The sequence below is a fragment of the Confluentibacter flavum genome, assembly GCF_002843175.1.
Classification (GTDB): domain Bacteria; phylum Bacteroidota; class Bacteroidia; order Flavobacteriales; family Flavobacteriaceae; genus Confluentibacter; species Confluentibacter flavum.
This window is the reverse complement of sequence record NZ_PJEO01000009.1, coordinates 14,668-35,019: the sequence shown is the minus strand read 5'-3', so window position 1 is coordinate 35,019 and position 20,352 is coordinate 14,668. Positions and strand designations below refer to the sequence as shown.

At 36.1% G+C, this 20,352-nt stretch carries 14 protein-coding genes; 9 read left to right on the top strand and 5 right to left on the bottom strand.

What is annotated here, in order from left to right; genetic code table 11:
- Positions 1-107: 107 nt before the first annotated feature.
- From CSW08_RS01430 to CSW08_RS01415, 4 genes are all read left to right on the top strand, one after another.
- The gene (locus CSW08_RS01430; RefSeq protein WP_203226830.1) at positions 108-1,511 is read left to right on the top strand and encodes a carboxylesterase/lipase family protein; all 1,404 of its coding nucleotides are present in this window, start codon (positions 108-110) and stop codon (positions 1,509-1,511) included.
- 173 nt (positions 1,512-1,684) lie between these two features.
- Positions 1,685-2,611 carry an RraA family protein gene (locus CSW08_RS01425; RefSeq protein ID WP_238987175.1) on the top strand — a complete coding sequence of 309 codons (927 nt, stop codon included), beginning with the start codon at positions 1,685-1,687 and terminating at the stop codon, positions 2,609-2,611.
- Positions 2,612-2,650: 39 nt separating this feature from the next.
- The gene (locus tag CSW08_RS01420) at positions 2,651-4,078 is read left to right on the top strand and encodes a sialate O-acetylesterase (RefSeq protein ID WP_106658128.1); all 1,428 of its coding nucleotides are present in this window, start codon (positions 2,651-2,653) and stop codon (positions 4,076-4,078) included.
- A gap of 142 nt (positions 4,079-4,220) precedes the next feature.
- A complete protein-coding gene (locus tag CSW08_RS01415) occupies positions 4,221-6,512 on the top strand; it encodes an outer membrane protein assembly factor BamB family protein (RefSeq protein WP_106658127.1) in 2,292 nt (763 codons plus the stop codon).
- A gap of 100 nt (positions 6,513-6,612) precedes the next feature.
- Here CSW08_RS01415 and CSW08_RS01410 read toward each other — a convergent pair whose 3' ends face one another.
- Both CSW08_RS01410 and CSW08_RS01405 read right to left on the bottom strand, forming a co-directional pair.
- Positions 6,613-7,593, bottom strand: coding sequence for an SMP-30/gluconolactonase/LRE family protein (locus CSW08_RS01410; RefSeq protein WP_106658126.1), 981 nt, complete (start codon positions 7,591-7,593; stop codon positions 6,613-6,615).
- 38 nt (positions 7,594-7,631) lie between these two features.
- A complete protein-coding gene (locus tag CSW08_RS01405; protein WP_106658125.1) occupies positions 7,632-9,569 on the bottom strand; it encodes an SMP-30/gluconolactonase/LRE family protein in 1,938 nt (645 codons plus the stop codon).
- A 301-nt stretch (positions 9,570-9,870) separates the two neighbouring features.
- Here CSW08_RS01405 and CSW08_RS01400 point away from each other — a divergent pair, with 301 nt between their 5' ends.
- On the top strand, positions 9,871-10,470 hold the full coding sequence (locus tag CSW08_RS01400) for a 3-keto-disaccharide hydrolase (RefSeq protein ID WP_106658124.1): 600 nt from the start codon (positions 9,871-9,873) through the stop codon (positions 10,468-10,470).
- 85 nt (positions 10,471-10,555) lie between these two features.
- Here CSW08_RS01400 and CSW08_RS01395 read toward each other — a convergent pair whose 3' ends face one another.
- The 3 genes from CSW08_RS01395 to CSW08_RS01385 are packed head-to-tail and all read right to left on the bottom strand — an operon-like array spanning position 10,556 to position 13,999.
- Positions 10,556-11,830 carry a mandelate racemase/muconate lactonizing enzyme family protein gene (locus tag CSW08_RS01395; RefSeq protein WP_106658123.1) on the bottom strand — a complete coding sequence of 425 codons (1,275 nt, stop codon included), beginning with the start codon at positions 11,828-11,830 and terminating at the stop codon, positions 10,556-10,558.
- Between the two features lie 47 nt (positions 11,831-11,877).
- A complete protein-coding gene (locus CSW08_RS01390) occupies positions 11,878-12,822 on the bottom strand; it encodes an RraA family protein (protein WP_106658122.1) in 945 nt (314 codons plus the stop codon).
- Positions 12,823-12,877: 55 nt separating this feature from the next.
- On the bottom strand, positions 12,878-13,999 hold the full coding sequence (locus CSW08_RS01385; protein ID WP_106658121.1) for a bile acid:sodium symporter family protein: 1,122 nt from the start codon (positions 13,997-13,999) through the stop codon (positions 12,878-12,880).
- Between the two features lie 827 nt (positions 14,000-14,826).
- On the opposite strand from CSW08_RS01385, the gene CSW08_RS01380 reads away from it, so the two are divergent.
- From CSW08_RS01380 to CSW08_RS01365, 4 genes are all read left to right on the top strand, one after another.
- Positions 14,827-15,708: a hypothetical protein gene (locus tag CSW08_RS01380; protein ID WP_106658120.1), complete on the top strand. Its 882-nt coding sequence runs from the start codon at positions 14,827-14,829 to the stop codon at positions 15,706-15,708.
- A gap of 148 nt (positions 15,709-15,856) precedes the next feature.
- Positions 15,857-16,855, top strand: coding sequence for a 2-hydroxyacid dehydrogenase (locus tag CSW08_RS01375; protein ID WP_106658119.1), 999 nt, complete (start codon positions 15,857-15,859; stop codon positions 16,853-16,855).
- 262 nt (positions 16,856-17,117) lie between these two features.
- Entirely contained in the window at positions 17,118-18,233 is a 1,116-nt protein-coding gene (locus CSW08_RS01370) for a DUF2914 domain-containing protein (RefSeq protein WP_106658118.1), read from the top strand.
- A gap of 93 nt (positions 18,234-18,326) precedes the next feature.
- Complete coding sequence (locus CSW08_RS01365; RefSeq protein ID WP_106658117.1) at positions 18,327-20,297, top strand: sialate O-acetylesterase; 1,971 nt, start codon at positions 18,327-18,329, stop codon at positions 20,295-20,297.
- Positions 20,298-20,352 lie beyond the last annotated feature (55 nt).

Here is a 20,352-nt window from a genome sequence, read left to right as displayed (position 1 = left end):
TGATACGAAACCCTTAATTTTTTATCTATACTACGAATACAAATAATAATATTCTATAACAAATCAACTAAACATAACTAAACATGAAAAATTTATCTTTATTCGTTTTGATATCGATCATAGGAGCATTTGCCTCATGTGTTGAAAAAAGTGATCCAAACCCTGTATTGACCATCGAAGGTGGGCAAGTTCAAGGAGTAGAAACCCCTACAGAGGGAATTATTGCCTACAAAGGTATTCCATTTGCAGCGCCTCCTGTAGGAGACCTGCGTTGGAGAGAACCACAGCCAGTAGTTCCCTGGGAAGGCATAAAAGCAGCCGATTCTTATGGCAATGCCGCCTCTCAGGTAACATGGAACCCTGAAAGTTTTTACGGCAGGGAATGGAGAGCCAGCGGATCAGTTCCATTCAGCGAGGATTGTCTCTACCTGAATATTTGGACTCCTGCAGCTGGTAAAATAGAAGAGAAACTCCCTGTGGCCTTATGGATACATGGAGGGGGTTATCGTGAAGGATTTGCTTTTGAACCGGAAATGGACGGAGGTGAAGATTGGGCCTCCCGCGGTGTAATTTTAATACAGGTAACTTACCGTCTTGGTGTAATGGGCTTCTTCTCACATCCATTGTTGTCAAGTGAAAGCCCTAATGCAGTGTCTGGCAATTATGGCCTTTTGGATCAAGTTGCAGCTTTGAAATGGATTAACAAAAATATTCAACAGTTTGGTGGTGATCCTAACAACATCACCATATTCGGTCAAAGTGCCGGAGCAGGGAGTGTAAAGTCATTAGTTGCTTCACCTTTATCAAAAAAATTGGTGAGTAAAGCAATAAGTATGAGTGGTGGTGGTTTAAACAAGTCTGAATTGGGTATAACTTTGGATACCGCTCAAGCAACCAATAAGAAAATGATGGATTATTTCGACAAAACGACATTGGATGATATGCGTGCGCTTTCGTTTGATGAATTGCTTCAAATGGCAAGAGAATACACGGATACTACAAACACAAATGTTTCATGGCGTCCCGTTGTTGATGATTATTTATTAGAAGGTACTTTTAGCGAAGTTGCGCTTGCCAATAAAATTGCAGATATTCCCTATATTTTTGGATTTACTGCAAATGATGGAAGTGATGCATCTCAGGCCATAAAAGATTTTTGTGCCTTACGAGCAGAGCAGAGTGACCAACCTACATTCGCTTATTTGTTCCAACGCCAACTGCCGGGTGACGAAAATGGGGCTTTCCATTCTTCTGATTTGTGGTATGTATTCCATGCGCTTGAGCACAGTTGGAGGCCCTTCACTGCGGGTGACGAGGCATTGAGCAATCAAATGGTGGATTATTATACCAATTTTGCCAAGTTTGGTGATCCTAATGGTAAGAACGGAGGTCTTTGGGAAGCATACAGTGCTGAAAATCCTAATTTTATATTATTTGATGTAGATGGGGAAGGTGCAGACTTATCTATGACCGACAGTCCAGAATACTTAGGACCTTCACCTAGGAAGTAAATGAAATGAACCAAATAACCATGAAAGCTATAATATTCTTAGAATTTGTCACCATAAAAAAATCAATTTGGTTTTGAAATAGTTAAATCAAAAACTTACGGTACGGGCGAAATTGACAGTCAATGAACTCACAAAATAAAAGTTGCTTTTTAGAATGATTAAAATATTTTAATATGAATACAATGAAATTATTTAGTGCTATTATTCTATTTACTCTAGGTTTTGTAAGTCAATTAGATGCTCAGACCATTGCAAAAGAAGAAATGCTATTCCTTACTTCAGAATGGCAAGGCGAACGGTTTGAAGATGGAAGGCCAAAAATTTCCGATGATTTATTGGAAAGAGCTAAAAACATTATGATTGATGATGCTTGGACCGTATTGAGAAATGAAGGTTATATAAACCAATATGCTGGTGATTGGAAAATGGTCAATAGTACGACTATGACAGGTCGTGCCGTTACTGCGATGTATATGCCTAGTCGACCTGATGTGGAAAAAAATATTAAAGAAAGAGGCGCCACACAAGGAAAAAAAGGTAATACCAACGCTTGGCCTATTGATATGCTTTCAAAAGGTGATTTATATGTTGCCGATGCTTATGGCAAGATTAATGGTGGCCCCATTATGGGCGCTACTTTAGCGAACTCCATATTCAGTAAGTCAGGAAACGGTGTGGTGTTTAATGGCGCCTCTAGGGATTTACAGGAATTACAGAATATTAAAGGCTTTAATGCTTTTGTACGTGATTTTCATCCGTCGTTTACAGAATTCATGGTCCTTATGGGACTTAATACACCTATCCGTATTGGTGATGCCATTGTACTTCCTGGTGACTTAGTAATTGCCACCATTGAAGGTGTGCTTTTTGTTCCTGCGCATATGGCTGAGCAAGTGGTGAGTACCTCAGAATTTGTAACCAGAAAAGACCAATTTGGTTTTGAAATGGTAAAAACCGGTAAATACAGCACAGGTGAAATAGATAGTCAATGGGGTGATGACATAAAAATTGCTTTTCTAGAATGGCTAAAAAAACACCCTGAATTAGGGACTATGACCCGTGCCGAACTAGATAAAGTGATGAGCAAGAGAACATGGTAGTGTTTTACTAAATATATTAAACTTTAAAACCATTTTATTATGAAAAAGCTTCTTTTAATTGGTTCCCTAATCTTTAGCCTATTTTTTACTCCAAAAGTTGTTGCTATTATTCGTTTACCTCCAATCATAAGCAGCGGAATGGTATTGCAGCAAAATTCTGAGGCCAACCTATGGGGTTGGGCTGGTGCAAGTGAGCGCTTTATCATTATCTCTTCCTGGAAAGAAGAGGCTGATACCGTACAGACCTCTAACATTGGTAAATGGAAAGCGAGCATCAAGACACCTTCAGCAGGAGGGCCATACACGATAACCTTTCAATCGAGGAGTAGATTCGGAGGAGGAGATAGTATTGTATTGGAAGACATCATGATTGGTGAGGTTTGGATACTTTCCGGGCAGTCCAATATGGAGATGAGCAATAACAGCCAGATAAAAGAAATACTCCCTAATTCTGCCAATGTCAAGATGCGCTTCTTTCGAGTTGACCAAAAAGCCTCTGAACATCCTCAGGATTATGCAGATGGGGATTGGGTATCATGCAATGAAGAAACATTAAGACGCTTCTGCGCTGCGGGCTATTTCTTTGGTAAAAAACTACAGGATGAGTTGGGCAATATCCCTATTGGTCTTATCCAATCTACTTGGTCGGGTACTCCTATAGAATTATGGGAGCCAGCATCTGTGATAGAGTCGGACCCTGTTATGAAGAAAGCAGCTAGTGAAATAGTGGTAAAAACGCACCGACCACATCAACCCGGCTATATCTACAATGCTATGATTTATCCTATTTCAAATTACAGTATCGCTGGAGCAGTCTGGTATCAGGGGGAAAGCAACACACCACGAGCTTATGCCTATGAAAAGATGCTGACAGGGATGATCGGTGCATGGCGTGAGGCTTTTCAGAAAGATTTTCCATTCTACTACGTACAGATTGCACCCTGGAAATACGAGACTTCTTTGTATGAAGGTGCTTTACTCCAAGAAGCACAGTCCAAATCCCTTTCATATCCTAAAACTGGCATGGTGGTAGTCACCGACTTAGTAGATGACGTCACCAACCTTCATCCTCAAAATAAAAAGGATGTAGGCGAACGTCTTGCTATATTGGCTCTGGCAGATACTTATGGAAAAGATATACCAGTTTATACCAACCCTATGTTGAAAAGTATGGAAGTGAACAAAGGGAAAGTTAATCTATATTTCGATAACGCATCAAACGGCTTTATCACTAAGAATGGTGAAAAACCAACTGAATTCCTGATTTCGGGAAGTGACAAAAATTTCGTTCCTGCTGATGTGAAATTGGAAAAGGACAGGATAATTGTTTCAAGTAAACATGTAAAAGAACCTATTGCTGTCAGGTTTTCTTTCAGCAATACTGGCATGTCCAACGTACTGAGCAAAGAAGGATTCCCAATCGTACCATTTAGAACAGACACTTGGGAAGTCGATCATACTCAATAAAATAAACATACGCTTGAGCTTATAGATAGTGCGTGGAATTTATCGTGACAAAGCCACGGCGTTTTCAATTTCTTAGCAATAGAGTGCTTCTCTTTTCGTTAAGAAAAACTAATATACAACCATACTAAACTAACCATAACTTATGCTACTCTCAAGAACTCTTTCAGGAAGAATATCACCATCATTTTGGATTTTATTTCCCTTCAGTCTCCTTTTAGCCAGCTGTAATGATGAAAATTCAGCACCTCTAGCAACACAACAACACATTGAATGGAAAGACTATGGCGGGGGACCTGATCATTCAAAATTTGTGGAATTCAACCAGATCACTAAGGAAAATGTCAATCAACTAGAAGTGGCATTTGTTGTTCCCACCTACGATAATTCCAACTATAATTTCAATCCCATCATCGTGGATAACGTGATGTATGTGATGGGTCGAAATAATTCGATTATTGCGGTAAATGCTAGTACCGGAGCAGAAATCTGGATTCATGAGAATCTCCGTGGGATCATTACCCGCGGAATCAATTTCTGGCAAAGTGAAAATAAGAGTATGAAGCGACTGATCATATTTCTGAACAACACCATGCAGGCAATCGATGCCATTACTGGAAAGTCCATCATGGACTTTGGCGATACCGGTCCGGGATATACCGACATGCGACTTGGAGTAGATCGGGATCCCGAAACACTTGGCCGTATGACACCAGTTATTCCTGGTCATGTATTTGAGGACCTGATTCTCGTAGGTTCAGCTCCAGGAGAAAACCCATTTGTTGGGCCTGGACACCTTCGTGCTTATAGTGTAATCACTGGAAAAATGGAATGGATTTTTCATACCATCCCCCTTCCAGGCGAATATGGTTACGAAACCTGGCCAAAGGATGCTTACAAATATGCAGGGGCTACCAATACCTGGGGGGAAATATCTGTAGATGCGGAACGTGGCATTGCTTACTTCCCAACTGGGTCACCAACCTATGATTTTGATGGTGTTGACCGTCAAGGAGCTAATCTGTTTGGAAATTGTATCATCGCACTTGATGCACGCACAGGCAAAAGACTCTGGCATTTTCAAACGGTACACCATGATTTGTGGGACTATGACCTCACGGCTGCACCTCAGTTGATTACCGTTCAGCACGATGGCAAAGAGGTTGATGCTGTAGCAGTTGCTGCTAAAACAGGGTTTTTGTACGTGTTTGATCGGGTAACTGGGAAACCGCTTTGGCCTATTGAGGAAAGGCCTGTTCCACAAAGTGACATGCCTGATGAAAAATCATGGCCAACCCAACCCTTTCCGACCGTCATACCACCATTCAATCGCCAAGTAGTGACCGTAGAGGATTTGAATCCTTATTTGAGCGACGAAAAACGTGAAGAAATGATTGAAAGAATTGGTAAAGCGAAAGTAGGTATGTTCCAGCCACTTTCCGATAAGTATGAAACCATTGCCATTCCAGGCTCCACAGGTGGTGCTAATTATGGCAATACGGCGGCAAACCCTAAGAAAGGTATTGTCTATGTGCAAACCAAAGAATCTGCATCAATTTATAGGTTAAAAATTCGGGAGCCGAGAAAGAACAACTTGGAACTGTCTGGTGATCTAATAGCAAAAGCAGAGGCTTCATATAAACAAACCTGCTTGGTATGCCATGGTGCTGATAAAAATGGTTTGGAGGGATTAGGAACCAGTTTGCTCACTATGGATCGAAGTGGAGGATTGGATGCCTTCAAATTGACAGTGACCAATGGTAAGGGTCGTATGCCTGCAATGCCGCACCTAGATGGTGAAACCTTGAGTAATCTATACACCTACCTTGCATCCTTAGCCAGAACAAGAGGTAATAACAGCCAACAAGAGCAGGCACCCCCGCCATCGGGGCCTGTAGTAGCTTCCGGGGGAGTAAAAGTTCCCGATTACCCACCACGAAAAGAAGTTGGGTATCCCAAGGATTACATGGGTCCTAAAGCAATTTATATAGAATCCAATAACTATGGTGAGGCAGCTAACGATATTTTAACACCAGCGTGGTCATGGATTGTCGCTTATGATTTAAATAAGGGAGTTATTAAATGGAAGGTGCCTTTAGGTGATGATGATGACATTGATAGCGAAGAAAATACAGGAACAGCCAACGGATCCCTACGAAAAGGAATGGTCGTTACAGCAACAGGACTGGTATTTGCTACTGCAGGCGATGGCAGGGTTTATGCCTATGATGCTGATAATGGCGATATTCTTTGGAAAAAAGAAGTAGGACGCTTAAATCCCCAGGGTATTCCTGCCATGTATCAAGCAAATGGACGACAATACCTCGTATTGTGCTCTACAGGACGCTTAATGGACGATTCGCTAAACGAAGAGGACATTCCTAAAGGATATGTGGTTTATGCGCTTCCTGAAAAGGAAGAAAAACAAATTCCTTGAAACTAAACCGCTATGGACCCAAGTGCCATAGTGATTTAGTTAAACAACAGCGCCATAGTTAAAACCATGGCGCTGTTGTTTTTTAATTTACTTACTATTATTATTTTATTTTTAATCTAAATACATTACTTGTAGCCGTAATATACATTGTTTTCTCATCTGGAGTAAAAGCAAGGTTGGCTACTGTTAGCCTATCAAACTTTATTTTTCCAATAAGTTTACCTTGTTGGGTAAATATCCATATCCCACCAGGGCCTGTTGCAAAAACATTACCAGATTTATCAATCTTCAATCCATCACAGCCTCCCATACCTCTTTCTTTGGCAACATTATAGAATACGCGTTTGTTTTTTAAAATGCCATCTTTATCAATATCGTATAAAAACCAACCCTTATCCGGCCCATCCGTACTAGCAACAATCATGGTTTTTTTATCTGGAAAAATAGCAATACCGTTTGGTTGAGGAATGGCATCATCTTGAAGGGTTACTTTTCCTTTTTTATCCATTTTATAAACACCTTGAAAAGAAATTTCTTTTTTAGGATCGTTCATGCCTTTTTCAAAACCATATCCTGGGTCGGTAAAATACAAATCTCCCTTTTTAGACATTACCAAATCATTTGGACTGTTAAGTCTCTTGCCATCGTACTCACCAACAACCGTTATATAATTTGTTTGCGGAGCATTCAGGGGCGCATCCATTTTTGCTATTCTTCTGTCGCCATGCTGACAAATTAACAATTCTCCCTTTTTAGTAAGATAAAGTCCGTTTGAGCCCATAAACCCACCTCTAGATTCAGTAGATGTATAACCGGCTGGCTTTAAATACACCTCTTTACCCTTAGCCTCAGTCCATTTATAAATAGTATTTGCAGGAACATCAGAAAACAATAACATGTTTTCTTTTTTAATCCATAATGGTCCTTCAGTAAATTGACAGCCATCAGCAATTTTTTCAACTTTGGCATTTGTGTCTATAACGCCTGATAATTCGTCTGAAATAATTTCAATGCTTCCTATATCTTGACCGGAAACGGTTAATGCAAAAGCAAATAGACCTAATGTTACAATTTTTTTCATTCAGTTTAATTTAAATTATGTTTAGTATTATTGGATGTTCATAAGTAGTTAATATACCCTTCCATATTGGTTCGGATTTTATACACTTTACTGTAACTTACAATGTATAGTGTTTTCATATCCTCGTCACCAAAACAAAGGCTTACTGGAAATGAAGGTAAATTAATCATCCCTACATATTCACCTTTATTGTTAAAGATTTGAACACCATAATACGTACCAACATAAATGTTACCCATTTTATCAATGGCCATACCATCGGCACTAGAGGATTTTCCTTTTCTATCCAAAACATTTCCTGTCAAAAACAGTTTTGCAAATTGGCGACCGTTAGTTATTGTTCCATCCTCATTCACATCATACGCCCAAATAAAATTATCTTTCTCGCTGTTTACAGGATACCATGATTCATCATCATAACAATTATTTATGTAAAGTATTTTACCATCAGGCGACAATAAAATACCGTTTGGCATGGCGAATTCATTAGGCTCAACAATTCTTGTTATTTTACCTTCTGGTGACACATAATATACTGCACGTCCAGGTTGCGATTTCTCTGCTTCCATAGTAAACTGAGGGTCAGTAAAATAGAAGCCACCTTTGGTATCTGTGATTACATCATTAGGACCGTCAATAGGCTTTCCGTCATACTTATCAACCAAAACCCTCACTACTTGTCCTGTGGTAGTCATTTCAACAACACGATGCCCTATCATATCACAAACAATTAAATTTCCATTTTTGTAAGGATATAAGCCATTTGCTTGCATCTTACCTTCTGTGATATTTTTGTAACTGCCACTAGGGTCTAGTTCTACAATAGAACTCTTTTTGGGGTCGGCATTCCAATTTTGATCAAAATACATATTCGAAAAATATACCTTACCATTCATCCATTTAGGTCCTTCGCTAAATGTTAAAGCGGGTTCTGTTTTTGTCCCATCAACCAATAATTCTGGTTTGGCATCTTCAGGAATGATCTCATGATAAGCGGATAAAACCGCCTTTTCCTTTTCAGAATAATCTGCTCGCGCAGGCCAAAAAATGTCCAACGCATCACAGCCAAGTTCACTAATGTAAGCGCCATGAACCATATTTCCAGGTAAGCGAACTACGTCATTTTCTACCATACGTGCTTTGCCATCAAGTATTATTTCATCACATTCACCACGCATTACGAACATCATTTGTTCTTCTGGATGTATATGGTGTGGAAATGTGGAACCTGGGTCCATAGAAATAAAACTTAACTGCGTATTTCTTCCAGAAATCAACCTAGAATGAGCCCCTTCAGCCAATTTAGTTAATTGAAAATCATATAAATCATATACCTTATTGAACTCAATATTAGGTTCTTGGGTGTTTTTAACATCTATTATGTCACTCGGAAGATTTTCAATACCTAATTGTTTAAGATAATCTAATCGCAGTGGGCTATACAATTCAAGTAGTCTAGCTCCAGAATCACCAGCGGTGATGCTACTTTTTGTGCCTTTTTTTAAATAAACAAATTCTGTTTTAGGTGTGCCACTGTGGCTTCCATCTGGTTCTTCTCTCTTTACTGAAGCCAATGTAACAGCCGAGTCGTTTATAAGTTGATTGATGGATCCTTCTTGTACAAAAAGAAATCTATCTTCTGATAATACCTCATCAGGAATTTTTGAATTAGGTGCCATTTGAATAACACTCACCATGGTTCCTGTGCCCCAAAAAATCTTTGCGTTTACACCTGGGTGAAGTTCAAGACTATCCACTTTATCAAGATTTATTACTTTACCGGCCTCAAGGTTAGATGCTATGCCGTTTTCTGGTAAGTCAGTCAACTCTCTTACAGAAAGACTATGCTGACTTATGAGTGCTTCATTTGTCTCTTGCCACTCTGGTGCCGTTGATTGTTTGCACTGAACCATTGCAAAAGTGACAACGACAAGAAAAACACTGTTAAATATTCTATTGGTTAATTTCAAATTCATTAGTTTAGTTTTTGTTGATTTAATTTATTTTTATAAAAATAGTTATTTTTATGATAAATGGCTCATCTTAAAAAGTTAAGATTTTAAAAAATCTATTGATGAAACAGACCTCTAATAGTATCATATTTGATTAAAAAAATCAATAAAAAATAATTAAAACAATAAATCTAATTTATTCCATTTATATAAAATTTACTTATATTAGATTACAACTAAAACCATTGTTGTTTTGTTACTTTCATAATAAAAATAACTACAAAACAGCAATAATTATAAATAAATATTAAAAAAACAACTAAAAATGAACGTTACAAATTTTATTAAAAAAGCAAGGTTACATCTATTAATTTTAGCTATTCTAGTTTTAAACAGTTCTTGTAAAAATTCGCAAACACTATTTCAAGAAAATGCTTCAAACTGGGACAAAAATGGAGATGCCACTTGGGAATTCTCTGATGGTATATTAAATGGTAGTATTATGAGAGGCAACAGCTTTGTGATGACAAACCAAAAATACGATGATTATATTTTAGAAATGGAATTTAGTCCAGATGCCGCTATAAATTCTGGTGTATACATTCATTGTAGTGAAAGGGTTATTAACACAGAGAAGTGTTACGAAGTAAATATTTCTGATACCAATCCAACTCCAGCGAATCGAACTGGATCTATTGTGCCTATAGCTCCACAATTAGTAGCTGTAGAAACCATTAATAAATGGAATACCCTTAAGATTAAAGTAGAGGGCAACCATTTTCAAGCTTGGACCAATGGTACTTTAACGGCAGATGCAACGGACGATAAACTATCGGATGGTTTTATTGCATTACAAGCATTAGGAAACAACCAAACTGATGGCAAGATTCAATTTAGAAATATAAAGATAACACCTTTAAAATAAATATCTTTTAAAGACAATTTATAAAGTAAAAAACCACTTCAAAATGAAGTGGTTTTTTGTTGAATAATACACAGTTGAACGTTAATTATTCAAAGAATGGTGCATCACCTCTTTTGTACTCTTTCATGGCTTCAATGTTAAGGTCAACACCAATACCTGGTTTGTTAGATACGGTTACAAAACTGTCTTTTACCCAGTCGCCTTCATCATATATTACAATTTTCTTGTACATTTCATTAGTATGGAAGTAAGACTGCCACTCCATCAAATGGAAGTTAGGTACAGAAGCACAAACATGTGCACAAGCCATAGCCCCTAAGAAAGATGCCACCATGTGTGGAGAGAATGGCACATAATATAAGTTTGCTAGGTTAGCAATACGTTGGCCTTCTCCTAACCCACCACATTTTTGTAAATCTGGCATAATAATATCTACACCATTATTTAGTAATTGCAAGAAACCATGGCCAAGATATACGTTTTCACCTGCCGAAATTGGCGTACTTGTTTCTTCCGTAAGTGTTTTGAACGCATCATAGTTCTCTGCTGGAATGGGCTCTTCTAACCATGTTAAGTTTAAATCTTCCACTTTCTTAGCAATGGTTTGTGCAGTTACATGGTCGTAACGTCCGTGCATATCTACACATAAATCTATTTTTGGTCCCACTGCCTCGCGTACTGCAGCTAATTGATCGTACATTCTTATTATTTCACCTGGACTCGCGGTCCAGTTATAACGATCGTATTTATCTGGATCTGAAGCATAATCTATATCGAATTTCAAGGCATTGAATCCCCAATTGTTAATAGCATCTTTTGCGGCTGTAGCAAAATCTTCTGGTGATGGGAATCGTACACGGTAAAGTGCCGTATCACAATATACGCGTACTTTATCTCTAAACTTCCCTCCTAAAAGTTGGTATATAGGAAGGCCCAGTGCTTTACCTGTTAAATCCCATAGTGCAGTTTCTATAGCAGAAAGCACGGCAACATACATACCCGATTGACCACCACCAAAATGACCTCCTCTACGGATATCCTCGAAAATTTTGTGCATGTTAAACGGACTTTGTCCTCTCAATCTACGACCAAATCCTAAAGCAAGACTTTCTGCCCCTCTTATGGCGTCTACACCTTCGCCACAACCGTATATGTCCTGATCGCTAAATATTTTCACAAACAGACTACCACCTATGATTCCGCATTGAATATCTGTAATTTTTAAATCGGACGGTGCCGAAAGTTTTTCATTTTTATCAACGGCATTTTGATACCCTTGTCCGAATGTTACTAGTGGAGCCGCTGCCGCTACCATGGTGGCTTTGGTAATGAACGATCTCCTAGAATTTGAATTTGCCATTTTAATTGTTTATTAATTAGTAATTTATATAGTTTTTGTTTAGTTTACTACCAAGTCCTTTCCTTTAACAATTCTTGAATTTGTTCTTTAGGTACAGGAAGTTCGTCTATATGATCATTTAGCCATTTAGAGAAATCCTTTTCAATATCATCGGCCCAACGTCCATCTATCTGTCCAGCAGTATAGGTTCCTTCTCTCAAACGTTCGTGACCAAACATATCTCTAAGTCTTACAACTTCTGAAGTTTTAACAATTCTCTCAGCTAAATGGGGTGGAACAAATACAACTACACCCATTCTACCTAAAACAACATCACCTGGCATTACGGTTACTTGACGAATCAAGGTAGGTTTGTTAATTCCCATAATCATGGTATTAGGATTTCTTCCAGGATTGTGATATGAAGGGTCGTAACTGGTATAGTAAGACGTAAAGCCTCCAATCTCTTCTAATCCTTCTACATCCCTAAGTGCACCATCATAAACAACACCATTGCCACTTTTCGCATAAATAGCGTTACCAACATTGTCTCCAATAGTAGGTCCATCAAGTTTAGCCCCAAATTGATTGACCACATAAACATCGCCATTAGACAACATATCTATTGGCCAAGAATTTTGTCCTCTCCAGCCTTTAGCCTTACCAACTGAATCTATGGCTTTCCATACATCAGCTCTTCCAGGCATGAAAATAGTTGTAAAAGCACGACCAACCAAAACACTGTCAGGATTTATTTGCATCCATCCTTCAGCAATTTGGTGAGCAAATCCAGCATTTTTCATGGTTGCCCAAGCTTCTTCGACACTTACATGTTTCATTCTTTTTAGAATAGCGTCTGGCACTTTAGGCCTTCCATCTGGAAAACGTTCTCCTTTCCATGAAGGTGTTAAGGAAATTAATTCTTCTTTACTCATTTGTACCTCTTGGGCATTAACTTGAATCCCAAGAGTTATTGCTGCAACCGCTAACAATACGAATTTTAATTTTGACATATTAGGTAAAATTTAGTTTAGTTTTATGAATGTTTAGTTAAGTTATTATTCTTAATCAATGCCTTTTGAATTCTACCTCTTCCTCTTGTTCTCCTTCTGGCTGACGGTTATGCCACCAACTAGCTAGTGCAGAACCGGTAATATTCATTAATGGACCAAACACTGCAGGTGCCAATCCTAATGTGGCTAATTTTCCTAATTGTGTAGCAATACCTGATGCAAGACCTGCATTTTGCATTCCTACTTCCAATGCAACAGTTCTACAATCACTTTCTGGCATTTTAAATAATCTGGCCGACCAATATCCTAAGGTATACCCACACGTGTTATGAATTAGTACAACAACTATTAATATAGGCCCTATTGTTAATAAGCTATCCCTACCTGCCGCTGTTATAATAGTAAGAATCAATGCAATACCAATCATGGAAACTATCGGCATAGCCTTATCTATCCAATGTGATTTTCCGCTCAATAGTTTATTGAATATTAAACCAGCTCCTATTGGTATAATTATCATTTTGAATATTTCCCACATCATTCCATAAACATCAATTTCTATAAGCGACCCTGCTAATAATTTCATTAAAACGGGTGTAATAAATGGTGCCAATAATGTAGTAATAGATGTTACCGTTAGTGAAAGTGCCAGATTAGCTTTTGCTAAATAGCACATGACATTAGATGCTAGCCCACTTGGCGAACATCCAATTAAAATAATACCCGCTGCAATTTCAGGTTCTAAACCAGATAAATTTGCTAATGTTAAGCCTATTATGGGCATAATCATAAACTGACTAACTACCCCAATAATAACTCCTTTAGGCGTTTTAATTACAGCAGCAAAATCTTTTACGCTCATAGATGTTCCCATACCGAACATGATTATCTGTATAAGCGGTATTATTAAGACCTTTAAATTAAAGTCACCCCATTGGGTAAAATATTCTGGATGGTACAAAGACAGTCCTACAGTACCAAAAATGACCATGGTAAAGGATAATCCGCTGAGTAATTCACTTCCTTTAAAAGCAACCGCAAGACTTGTAAAAAAAAACAGCAAAGCCCATCCAGCAGAAGGGGCATGAGAATCAACTACAATATAAATGTAGGCTATTAAAAAAACAAGGGCTGCAATGTAAAAATACTTGTAAAAATCTTTAGTAGTAGATGGCATTCTTTATAATTTGGTTTAGTTGGTTAAATAAAGTTCAGCTATCAATAACGATAACAAACATTTATAATACAAAATGACAAATTGATTAAAAATAAGAAATGATTAAAAACTATTAAATCCGTAAGTATTTAGTGTAATTTTTATGCCATTTATTTGCTAATTCTTAATTTTTTCCATTTAATTTTTCGAACATACAAATTATTTCCGTTTAAAAAAAAATTAAAGACTTATTTTAAGAAATAATTTGCATTTAAAATTTCAGTCAACGAAATCGATTGAGTTAATTTTGCTTTAAAGATTGAAATGTAAAATATGTAATGAATATTGATATCAAAAACCATTGAAATTAAGACTGATTTTATTTATATTTTGTTAATTATTATTGGGCTTTACACGCAATTCAATATATCACATAGCTGTTAAACAGCATATTATGACAAAAAAACCAATAATAATTTTAACAATTAAAACTTAAATACTTGCCGGAGTTCAATCTTAAATGCGAAAAATTTTGATATTTTAATAGTCTATGGAATTTGCTTATCGTATTGATATTGATACGGTTGACTCCTTAATCTTATCTACAAGACAATTTTGTAATTTACAGATACAAGCTGTTCGAATTTTGACAAAAATCAAACGGTATGTACATTCAATTAAAATCGACTATATATCTTAACAAAAAACAAAATTAAGACGCGTATATTTAATTGCTGGTTTGCCTACATGGAAATCCTACTGATTATCTTTTGGTTTGTTTTCTTTTACTATTTTAGTTCTTACAACCTACATACCAAACTGAAACGTGCTAGCGTAATTACATATATATGAAATTTCATAAATTAAAAAGTAATATATTCAAAATCTTGGACAAACTGCCCAACAAAATTGGGTACTATATATATCACCAATTACAAAAAAAATCCTTTCTTAAAATTGAAGATAAAATCTATGCCAATCAAAATAGTTATGAGAAAATTAAATACATTTTAAGAAAAAACGACCTAAGTTTAGAAAACAACAATATTCTTGAAATTGGTTCGGGATGGTTACCATTAATGCCATATATTTTGAAAATTAATGAAAACATTAACATTATTTACACCTATGATATAAATAAACATTATAATAACAAAAGGATTTTAATGGTACACTCATATTTTAAAACACATGATTTCGAATTAAAAAAATCCAATGGTTTATATCTTCCAGATTTTATAAAATACAACCCTAAACAGAATCTAGTAAATTCAAAACTACCTAAAAACGTCAAGCTTTATTTTTCTAGATTTGTTTTAGAGCATGTCACTCCAGAAGATCTTGATAACATGCATAGAAAACTATTCGATCACATGGAAGAAGATGCCGCCATTTTACACTTAATATCGCCAAGTGATCATCGAGCTTATTCAGACTCGTCACTATCATATTACGATTTCTTAAAATATTCCCAGAGCGAATGGGACAACATACAAACAAAATTTGATTATCATAACAGATTAAGACTTCCTCAATACATTGATATATTTGAAAAAATAGGTTTTAAAATATTATATTTAGAATATGATAAAGTTTCCAACAACTCTAAAAAATATGAAGATTATAAAAAATTAAAAATTCATTCTGATTATGTCAAATTTAACGAGGAACAACTACTAGCGGGATCGATTAATATATTATTAAGAAAACCTGCCGCCACAAAAAAATAAATTCAAAGTTGTAACATCCACACTTCTACAATCAATTATATCCTAAGATAAATTAGTTTGTTATATTTATAAATTCAACAAGCAAATTAAAGGAGCCAAATAGTATTAGATAGTATAGTAAAGTTTTCTAATATTCGGCATATAAAGTATGAACAGTAAAAAGATATTTATCTCTAAACTTTTCCCTGAGATTGGGGTCTATCTATTAAGAAATAATGGGTTTAACGTCACAACTTGGAATGAAGATAGGCCCATGACCCAAGATGAGTTAATTGAAAACGCCAAGTTGCACGATGCCTTATTTTGTGCAGGCTCTGATAATATAGACAAGCGATTTTTAAACGCGTGTTCTCACCTTGATATTATTTCCCAATTTGCAGCTGGATATGATAATATTGATATTCCTGAAGCCACCAAATTAGGAATCCCAATTGGTTACGCACCCAATGCCATGAGTGACGCAACAGCAGACATAGCTTTTGGGTTAATGATTGCTACTTCCAGAAAAATGTTTTACATGCATAAGCAGATCATTAATGGCGAGTGGAGTTATTTTAGACCTAAAGCAAATTTAGGTATGGAGCTCAAAAATAAAACATTAGGTGTTTTTGGTTTGGGTAGAATAGGTATTGAAATGGCTAAAAGATGTAAAGGTGCTTACAACATGAACATTATATACACTAACTCAAAACCCAATTTAGATGCTGAAAAGGAAATTGATGCCACCTTTGTTGATTTCAATAGGTTATTATCACAAAGTGATGTTATTTCGGTACACTGTTCATTAAACGCTAAAACCGAAGGTATTTTTAATAAAGATGCTTTTAGCAAAATGAAACCGACATCCATATTTATAAACACATCTCGCGGCATGGTTCATAATGAATTGGATTTAATTGAAGCATTAAACACTAACATGATTTGGGGAGCTGGATTGGATGTTTCAAATCCGGAACCAATGCTTCCAAACAATCCGTTGTTACACATGGAAAATGTATCCATTTTACCCCATATTGGTTCTGCTACTATTGAGGCGAGAAATGAGATGGCTCGATTGGCAGCCACAAATATCATTGAATTTTATAGAAACAATAGAATTCCACATATTGTAAATCCCACAGTCTTAATAAATCGAAAAACTAAATAATCCTCTACATTTCTAATAAATCATTTATATGAAAGGTGACTGAATGATTATTTTTTTTATTAGGTTTCAAATTAATTCTGGCTTCATATTTGTTAGGTTCACAAATAACTTAAACAAAGGGGGTATAATTTGATTATTACCCTATATTTAATCCTGTTAAGATAAACATATGAAATCGCCATTAATAACAAGTTTATTGCAAATAAACACCAATGAAAATAAAGCGATACCATATGACCTCTAAAACAATAATTATTTACATATGAAAAGAATTTGGGCGAAGTATAGAAACAGTGCCATAAATAGGTTTCTAAAAAAGCACCAAAAGTATGTTCCCCTTATTTTTTTTATTGGCGGATTTATTTTTGACACCTTAACACTTGGTAGAATTGATCAGTTATATGATTTAATTGTGTTGTGCTTGTACATGTCTCTTTTAAGTATAAGTCTTTATTTTTATAATGTAGCAGATGACGGAAAATGGAAAAACACCTGGCTTGAAAAGTATGAAGCATATTTTCCATTGGTCATACAATTTTTCTTTGGTGGTCTTTCTGGTGCCTATGTTATTTATTTTTCCAGAAGCGTCTCTCTTTCTAAAACAGTCTGTTTTTTTATAATTTTAGTGACGTTACTTGTGGCTAATGAATTTCTCAAAAAACGAATTTCAAATAAGTATTTACAGTTCAGCATCTATTTTTTTATAAGCTTCACTTTCTTTGCATTTATGATTCCTGTACTGGCCAAAGAAATGAACATGAACATATTTCTTATCTCAGGTGTGGTAAGTTTAGCTTGCACCCTTACATTAATTATTTTTATTTATTCGGTGAGCCCAAGCATGAGAGCAGAAGTACATTTGGGGAGAATTATTGGCTTAATACTTTCCATTTATTTTTCCATTAATTCTTTTTACTTTTTCAAATTAATCCCACCAGTTCCATTAGCATTAGAGGCTGGTATTGTTGCACATAATGTTACTATTGAAGACAATACATATATTGTAACATATGAAGCAGATAGCCAGGACATTTTTTGGCGTGACCATAATTTAAAATTTAATTATACGCCAACTGAAAAAGTATATATTTTTTCATCCATATTTGCTCCAACGGCTTTAGAGCAATCCATTATCCATAGATGGAAATGGTATAATAAAACACAGGAAGCTTGGGAAATTGCTGATGATATTGAATTTGAAATAACCGGAGGAAGAAACAATGGTTATCGCGGTTACACATACAAAAGCAATATTAAGGAAGGTGAATGGGAAGTTGAAGTCCTAACAAAAGAAGAATTAATTCTAGGAGTCATAGAGTTTGAAGTTGTTGTTAATCCTTCTGTAAATGCTGAAAAATTTTCGCAAAAAAAATTCTAAAACAAGTCACATTTATTAACTTTTTATTTATCCTTTATATGGTTCCATAAATAAATATTTTAAAAAAAAACAAAACTTGATAAACTACTAAATATGATTAAACAAACTAAGAGCATCATTACATTAATCCTCTTTTTAATTTCAATTTCAACTTGCTTCGCCGATGTAAAACTTCCTAAACTAATAAGTGATGGCGTTGTGCTTCAACGTGATGCTAAAATTCCCGTGTGGGGATGGGCTTCTCCCGGTGAATCAGTTGTAGTGACCTTTAAAGGAAAAAAATATAGAACAAAAGCTTCTGCTGAAGGCAATTGGACCATAACCTTACCAAAAATGAAAGCTGGCGGCCCTTTCACCATGAACATTTCTGGAAATAATACTGTTGAAGTTAAAGATATTTTAATTGGTGATGTATGGTTATGCACCGGACAATCTAACATGGTACACGAATTGGATATTCATGATGTTACCTATGCCGATGAAATTAAAAATGCCAACAACACAGAAATTCGTCATTTTAAAATACCAACAACAACTAGTATTTCGGGCCCTAAAGACGATTTAGAAGGTGGTGAATGGCTAAAAGCCGTTGGTGAAGACGTCAGACCTTTTTCGGCTGTGGCTTACTTTTTTGCAAAGAAGATTTATGAAAAATACCATATCCCCATTGGTTTAGTGAATGCGAGCGTGGGTGGCACACCCATAGAAGCCTGGACACCAAAAGAGGGCTTCAAGAATTTACCAGAAATTTTAAAAATTATTGAAGAAGATAGAGACACCGCATTTGTAAATAGCCAAATGAGAAATGGCCCCGCCATTAACCGAACGCCGTCTAAACCTACAGATAAAGGATTAATAGGTGAATTACCTTGGTATGATGTTAATTTTACTCCGAAAAATTGGCGAACCATTAATATTCCTGGTTATTGGGAAGATCAAGGTGCTAAAGATTTAAACGGCGTGGTTTGGTACCGCAGGGAGATTGAACTACCCGAGTCTATGCAAAATAAAGAAGCCAGAGTCTTTTTGGGTAGAATTATAGATGCCGACGAGCTATATATTAACGGTGTAAAAGTTGGTGAAAAAACATACCAATACCCACAAAGGCGATATAAAGTTCCTGCTAACTTATTGAAAGCTGGTAAGAACATTTTTGTAGTAAGGGTCACCAATAATAATGGAAAAGGTGGTTTTGTACCTGATAAACCGTATTATATGTTTACAGAAAAAGATACTATCGACTTAAAAGGTTATTGGCAATATAAAGTCGGCGAGGTATTCCCTCCAATGGATTTTTCAGCTTTTAGAAGAAATAATACTGATGCACCACGACCAAGAAGAATCAATCCACAAAACGAGCCCACATCTTTATATAATGCCATGATAGCACCCTACAAACAATTCCCTATGACAGGCATATTATGGTATCAAGGTGAAAGCAATACAGGTCAAGCTAAAATTTATGAAAGTTATATGCATGCCTTAATCGATGGTTTGAGAACCGTGTTTAACCGCCCAGACATGCCTGTAATTTATGCACAACTCCCTAATTTTATGGATGTGTCTTATGTGCCTTCTGAAAGTAATTGGGCAGAACTTAGACAGTCTCAATTAAAAGCACTTTCCATACCAAATACCGCCATGACCGTAAACATTGATTTGGGCGAATGGAACGATATTCATCCAGACAACAAAAAAGATGTTGGCGAGCGTATGGCCCTAGCTGGTCTAAAACTTGCTTATGGTCAAGACATTGTTTATTCTGGACCTTTATATAAGAATTATAAAATGGAAGAAAACAAAGTTATTATGTCGTTCAGTCATATAGGAAGCGGATTGACAAGTTATGATGGTGAAGCATTAAGTGAATTTGCAATAGCAGGCGAAGACAAAAAATTTGTTTGGGCACAAGCTAAAATTGAAGGAGATAATATAGTTGTTTGGAGTGATACCATTTTAGAACCTAAATATGTACGCTATGCTTGGGCAGATAATCCAGATAATCCAAATCTTTATAATAAGGAAGGATTACCGGCGTCTCCTTTTGAAATTGAAATTAAATAAAAATCAAATAGTTTTTATAAGAAAAAACCACAGTATAAAATCTGTGGTTTTTTGT